The following is a 6,000-nucleotide window of genomic DNA, read 5'->3' as shown; positions in this document are numbered from 1 at the left end:
TAGCGTGAGGGAAACGCCCGGTTACATTCCGAACCCGGAAGCTAAGCCTCACAGCGCCGATGGTACTGCAGGGGGGACCCTGTGGGAGAGTAGGACGCCGCCGAGCAATTTTTGAGAAAACCCCCGCACCTCACGGTGCGGGGGTTTTCTGCGTTATGCAGGCACGGCTTCCCCGAAGGGACTGCGGTGGATAAGAGCTCTCGTAAGAGCTCTCAGAGCCGGCCCGCTGCTTTCAGCGCCAGATACGCGTCCGCGAGCGCCGGCGCCAGTTCCTCCGGAGTCGCGTCCACCACCGTCACCCCGTGACGACGGAGCTGCTCGGCGGTGCGCCGACGCTCGTCCTGCGCGCGAGCCGCTGCCGCCGCCTCGTACACGGCCTCGGCGTTGCCCCGAGCCCCAGCCATGCGGGCAATCTCCGGATCCGCCACCGACGCGACCAGAACCGTGTGGCGCTGAGTGAGTTGGGGAAGCACCGGAAGCAGACCCTGCTCCACCGGTGCCGCGTCCAACGTCGTGAGAAGGACGATCAGGGAACGCCGAGGCGCCGTGCGCAGAGCGGTGGCGGTGAGACCACGAGCATCGGTCTCGACGAGTTCCGGTTCCAGAGCGGCCATCGCGTTGACCAGGGACGGCAGGACATCGCCGGCCGTGCGGCCCTGGACCAGAGCGCGTACCCGGCGGTCGTAGGCCAAGAGCGCCACCCGGTCGCCCGCGCGCGAGGCGAGGGCCGCGAGCAGCAAGGCCGCGTCCATGGAGGCGTCCAGCCGCGGGGCGTCGCCCACGCGGCCCGCGGAGGTCCGACCGGTGTCCAGGACCAGCAGGATGTGCCGGTCGCGTTCCGGACGCCAGGTGCGGACCGCGACGGAGGACTGCCGGGCTGTGGCGCGCCAGTCGATGGAGCGGGTGTCGTCCCCGGGAACGTACTCGCGCAGGCTGTCGAACTCCGTGCCCTCCCCACGGGTCAGCGCGCTGGTACGGCCGTCGAGTTCACGCAATCGGGCGAGTTTCGACGGAAGGTGCTTGCGGCTGGTGAACGGGGGCAGGACTCGTACCGTCCAGGGCACCTTGTGGGCGCCTTGGCGGGTGAACAGACCGAGGGGGCCGTAGGAGCGAATGGTGACGCGGTCGGCTTGGCGGTCGCCACGGCGGGTGGGGCGCAGCCTGGTCGTCAAGCGCCGGCGTTCGCCCGGAGGCACGGACAGCCGGTGCCGCGACGCCTCGGTCTCGGTGCCTGACTGCCACGCGCTCGGCGGCCAGGCGTCCCGGAGCTGGGCCCGCAGGGGCCGACGGGTCGGGTTGGTCACCGTCAGCGTGACGTTCGCGGTGTCACCGAGACGGACGGTGGTGTCGCCGGAGCGGGTCAGCAGCAGGCGGCGTACCGGCGCGGCCAGCGCGTAGTCGCAGGCACAGGCCAGGGCCAGCGGGCCGTTGACCGCGAGGATGCCGGTCCAGCCCGGTTCCAGGATGCCGACGGGGATCGAGCCGAGGGCCGCGAGGAGAGCGGCGCGTCCGGTGAGTGCCATCAGCGGGGGACCGGGACGTGGGCAAGGATGGCGTTGATGACCGAGTCGGCGGTCACGCCCTCCATCTCGGCTTCCGGGCGCAGCTGGACGCGGTGCCGGAGTGTCGGCAGGGCCAGGGCCTTCACGTCGTCGGGGATGACGTAGTCGCGGCCGGTCAGCCAGGCCCAGGCACGCGAGGTGGCGAGCAGGGCGGTGGCGCCGCGCGGGGAGACGCCCAGGGTGAGTGACGGCGACTCGCGGGTGGCGCGGCAGATGTCCACGACGTAGGCGGTGATCTCCGGTGAGACGGTCGTCTTGGCGACCGCGGCGCGGGCCGCCTCCAGGTCCGCCGGGCCGGCGACCGGTCGTACGCCGGCGGCGCGCAGGTCGCGCGGGTCGAAGCCCGAGGCGTGCCGGGTGAGGACGTCGATCTCGTCCTGGCGGGAGGGCAGAGGGATCGTGAGCTTCAGCAGGAACCGGTCCAGCTGTGCTTCCGGAAGGGGGTAGGTGCCCTCGTACTCGACCGGGTTCTGGGTCGCGGCGACCAGGAACGGCTCGGGGAGGGGGCGTGGGGTGCCGTCGACCGTGACCTGGCGTTCCTCCATGGCCTCCAGCAGCGAGGACTGGGTCTTCGGTGGGGTGCGGTTGATCTCGTCCGCGAGGAGCAGATTGGTGAAGACCGGGCCGGGCTGAAAGGAGAACTCGGCGGTGCGGGTGTCGTAGACGAGGGAGCCGGTGACGTCGCTCGGCATCAGGTCGGGGGTGAACTGGACGCGCTTGGTGTCGAGTTCCAGCGCGGATGCGAGGGCGCGGACGAGCAACGTTTTGGCGACCCCAGGGACTCCTTCTAGTAGTACGTGTCCGCGGCAGAGGAGGGCGACGACGAGGCCGGTCACGGCGGGGTCCTGGCCGACCACGGCTTTGGCGATCTCGGCGCGCAGGGCTTCCAGCGCGGTGCGGGCGGTGCCCGCGTCCCCGCCCTGCCCGGCGTTGTCAGTGGTCGGGTCCATCATGAACGGCGTACCTCTCTTTCGAGGGCGTCGAGTTGGTCGGTGAGGGCGATGAGGGCCGCGTCGTCGCCGGGCGGCGGTCCGAAAAGGAGGGAGTGCAGGTCCTGTCCGTCGCCGGACAGGCGGGCGGAGAGGGCGGGAAGCAGGGCCTCGGGCGCGTGCGCCTGGGCGACGGGGACGCCGGCGAGGGGGGCGAGGCGGGTGCGGGTGGCAGAGCGCAGAGCGTCGGCCGCGCGGTCACGGGCGTTGGCCTTGCGGTAGAGGCGGGCGCGGCCTTCGGTGGTCTCGGAGGCGCGGATCACGACGGGGAGTTTCTCGGCCACGAGCGGGCCGAATCGGCGGGCCCGCCAGAACGCGGCGAGGGCCGCCGCGATGAACAGCTGCAGGGTGGCCCAGAGCCAGCCCGAGGGGAGCAGGTCGAAGAAGCCTTTCTGGCCGCCGGTGGGGGCGCCGGAGGCGTCGGACAGCGAGGGGAGGTACCAGACCAGATGGTGGCGCGAGCCGAGGAGCTGAAGGGCGAGGGAGGCGTTGCCCTGCTCGTCCAGGCGGTCGTTGTAGAGGATGTCGGGCGCGCCGAGGACGACGGTGTCCCCGCTTCCGGAGGCGGCGGGGAGACGCAGCAGGGTGGCGAGGCGCTCGCTGGGGTAGCAGGAGTCGGCGTCGAGGTGGGCGGTGGTGTAGCGGACGCCGCCGGTGTCGGCGGTGCCGGCCCGCCGGGCTTCGGGCAGGGCGCAGTCCGGGGCGAGCGTGGAGTCGCCGCTGATGGCGGGGTCCGCGGTGACTCCGGGGGCGAGCCGTTCGATGGACCAGCTGCCGGCCGCGACCAGGACGGTTCGTCCGCCGGAGTCCGCCATCGCCGAGTGCAGCCGGTCCTGTTGACGGTGGGTCAGCCGGTCGGGTACGGCGACGAGCAGGGTGGTGTCCGGGCCGGTGGCGGCGCGTGCCTGCTCGAGTGTCGTGACCACGCGCGTGGACACGCCCCGCTGGGCGAGGAGTTCGGCGACGGCACGGCTGCCGTAGGGGTCGGCGGAGCGCGGGTCCAGTTCGCCGTGACGGGCGGTGGAGCGCACGGCGGCCATGGCGACGGCCGCGGCCAGGATGAGGACGACGGCGAGCGCGATACCGCGTGTCCGGGTCCACAGCCGGCGGCCGGTGGGCGCGGTGGAGGTGGTGGCCGTCGGCGGGGCCTCGGTGGTCACTCGGCCTCCCCCTGGCGGGTGTTGCGGGCCGCGCTGCCGGCGAGGCTCGGCCGGGTGTTCTCCAGGTCGCGGTCCAGTTCCGCGAGGCGGCGGTACGACTGCTCGCCGGCGGTGCGCCCGCCGTATGTGATGTCGTCGAACTCACGTGCCGCGGCGCGCAGTCGGTCCGCGTGTGCGGGCAGGGCGCGGCCGGCCTCGGCGGCGGCTTCGTCGGCGGTGCGGCCGGGGCGTACGTCGAGCAGGGCGCGTTCCTCCAGGGAGCGGACCACGGCCCGCATGCGTTCCTGGACGGCCTGGTTCCAGTGGCCTTGGGCCGCGTGTGCCTCGGCGGCGGCGCGGTGTTCGGCGGCGCTGCGGATGCGTTCGTCGAACAGGGCCGGAGTGGAGGAGGGTTGGCGACGGGGGGTGCCGAGGCGCCACCAGAGGGCGGCCAGGACGGCGACGACGAACAGGATGACGACGAACAGGCCGACCGCGCCGCCCGGGGTGGCCGACGCGGCCGTGCCGAACAGCCGGTCGAGCCAGTCCCAGAACGCGTTCAGGGCGCGCTGGAACAGGCTGGGATCGTTCTCGTGGTACATCCCCTTGGACAGTTCGCGCCGGGCCGCTTCCCGCGCGGGATCACGCGGGATGGTCACCGGCGGCTCGTCACCCGAGCCGCCGGCCGCCAGGAGCGCACGGTCCGACGCGCGCCACACTCGTACGACGGTGGTGGCGCCCGACGGGAGCGCCGCCGTGAGTACTCCCCCCGTGAGGCTCACCGCGTCAGCTCCCGGGGACGGGACCGGGGGCACCGGTGCCGTGGCCCTGGACACCGGCCGCGCGGGCCAGTTCCAGGTCGAGGGCTTCGCGGCGGATGCGCTGGTCGATGTACAGGAGCGTGGTGACGCCGGCGCTGATCGGGAGGGTGAGCGTGGTGCCGATCACGGAGCCGATGGACCGGATGATCAGGAACGCCCAGCCGACGTGTCCGCCGTTGGTGGCGAGGAAGTCGGCCATGCCGTCGCCGCTCGCCGCGGCGCCGATGACGGCGAAGGGGATGGTCACGATCGCGGAGACGATGTTCGCGATCAGGCCGGCGAGCAACTGGATGCCGAAGACGCGCCACCAGGCGCCCCGCATCAGCCGGGCGGAGCGGCCCATGGACTTCCGGATGCCCTGCCGTTCCAGCATCAGGGCGGGCGCGGCCAGGGAGTAGCGGATGCTCAGCCAGATCGCGACGACGACGGCGCCGAGGATGCCCAGGGCCATCAGCGCGGCCCCCGCGGCGTCGCTGCCAGTGCCGATCAGTACCAGGAAGCCGGGCAGTGCGCCGGCGGCGAGCACACCGAAGACGATCAGACCGAGCAGGATGAGCAGACCGCACAGCTTGAGCAGCCGCGGGCGGGCCTCGCGCCAGGCCTCGCCGGTGCTGACCGGCTTGCCGAGCACGGCACGGCTGGTGATGGTCGTGAGCAGGGCGGTCGCCACGATGGTGGCGGCTGCCGAGACCACCGTGAGGAGTCCGGTGCCGACCATGGTGTCGCGCAGGCTGCGGAGCACCTCGCCGGGAGTGGCGGTCTCGCTGTCGAGCGAGGCATTGGTGAGGGCGTCGTTGAGGACGAAGCCCTGCAGCAGGACCAGGCCGGTCTCGGTGACCAGAGCGACCGCCAGCGAGATGGCGAGGACCGAGCGCCAGTAGGTGCGCATGGTGGAGACGGCGCCGTCGAGGATCTCGCCGACGCCGAGCGGGCGCAGCGGGATGACGCCGGGCTTGGCGGCGGGCGGCGGTCCGCCCCAGCCGCCGCCCCAGGCCGGGTAACCGCCGTAGCCGGCGGGCGGACCCGCGTATCCGCCGCCGTGACCGCCGTAGCCGCCGTAGCCGCCGGGGCCCGGGGCGCCCGGGGGCTGACCGCCCCAGCCGGGGCCGGGCGGCGGGGGTGGCGGGGTCTGGTGCGGGCCGGGCGTCCCGGGGGCGCCGGTGGGCGCCGACCACTGGCCGGGTGGCGGCTGCTCCTTGGACCATTTCCCGCCCGGGCCCTGCGGGTCCGGGCCGGGCTGCGGCGCGGGCTCGGCGGGTCCGGGGCGGTCGGCGGGCTCGGCGGGGCCGGACGCACCGGGTTCCCGCCCCTCGGACGACGGGGCGGATCCGGGCGAGGCCCAGCCCGGAGTGTCAGTCATCGAAGCTCCTTCTCGGTGCCCGTCCGCGGTCGCGGCGGCGGGTTGGCAGCCATCGTGCCATGGGCCGGTCACCGTGGTACCGGCCGCAGTGGGGGCGGGACTTCTTCAATTGTCCGCCGGATCCGGGGC

5 protein-coding genes and 1 rRNA gene are annotated in these 6,000 nt (G+C 73.5%); 1 reads left to right on the top strand and 5 read right to left on the bottom strand.

All coding sequences use genetic code 11. The annotated features are described in order from the left end of the window. Positions 1-106, top strand: a 5S ribosomal RNA gene (gene rrf, locus IE251_RS19795); the annotation flags it as partial. 106 nt (positions 107-212) lie between these two features. On the opposite strand, the gene IE251_RS19790 is transcribed toward rrf, so the two are convergent. Genes IE251_RS19790 through IE251_RS19770 form a run of 5 tightly spaced genes read right to left on the bottom strand, consistent with a single transcriptional unit; the run spans position 213 to position 5,871 of the window. Further along, positions 213-1,523, bottom strand: coding sequence for a DUF58 domain-containing protein (locus IE251_RS19790; RefSeq protein WP_189754299.1), 1,311 nt, complete (start codon positions 1,521-1,523; stop codon positions 213-215). Then, positions 1,523-2,512 carry an AAA family ATPase gene (locus IE251_RS19785; RefSeq protein WP_189754324.1) on the bottom strand — a complete coding sequence of 330 codons (990 nt, stop codon included), beginning with the start codon at positions 2,510-2,512 and terminating at the stop codon, positions 1,523-1,525. Before IE251_RS19785 ends, IE251_RS19790 begins: the two co-directional genes overlap by 1 nt. After that, positions 2,512-3,711 (bottom strand): DUF4350 domain-containing protein, encoded by a 1,200-nt coding sequence (locus tag IE251_RS19780; RefSeq protein WP_189754298.1) that lies wholly within the window; start codon positions 3,709-3,711, stop codon positions 2,512-2,514. The genes IE251_RS19785 and IE251_RS19780 overlap by 1 nt, the downstream gene beginning before the upstream one ends. Further along, a complete protein-coding gene (locus IE251_RS19775; RefSeq protein WP_189754297.1) occupies positions 3,708-4,472 on the bottom strand; it encodes a DUF4129 domain-containing protein in 765 nt (254 codons plus the stop codon). Before IE251_RS19775 ends, IE251_RS19780 begins: the two co-directional genes overlap by 4 nt. A 4-nt stretch (positions 4,473-4,476) precedes the next feature. Beyond that, the gene (locus tag IE251_RS19770) at positions 4,477-5,871 is read right to left on the bottom strand and encodes a DUF7847 domain-containing protein (RefSeq protein ID WP_189754296.1); all 1,395 of its coding nucleotides are present in this window, start codon (positions 5,869-5,871) and stop codon (positions 4,477-4,479) included. Between the last annotated feature and the right edge of the window lie 129 nt (positions 5,872-6,000).

Source organism: Streptomyces eurythermus, from assembly GCF_014649115.1.
In the GTDB taxonomy this organism is placed as follows: Bacteria; Actinomycetota; Actinomycetes; order Streptomycetales; family Streptomycetaceae; genus Streptomyces; species Streptomyces eurythermus.
This window is presented reverse-complemented; position numbering and strand designations above follow the sequence as displayed.

What these genes read in the sequence shown, in the direction of transcription:
- IE251_RS19790 (WP_189754299.1), bottom strand. Translation starts at nt 1,523, where the DNA reads ATGGCACTCACCGGACGCGCCGCTCTCCTCGCGGCCCTCGGCTCGATC.
- IE251_RS19785 (WP_189754324.1), bottom strand. Translation starts at nt 2,512, where the DNA reads ATGGACCCGACCACTGACAACGCCGGGCAGGGCGGGGACGCGGGCACC.
- IE251_RS19770 (WP_189754296.1), bottom strand. Translation starts at nt 5,871, where the DNA reads ATGACTGACACTCCGGGCTGGGCCTCGCCCGGATCCGCCCCGTCGTCC.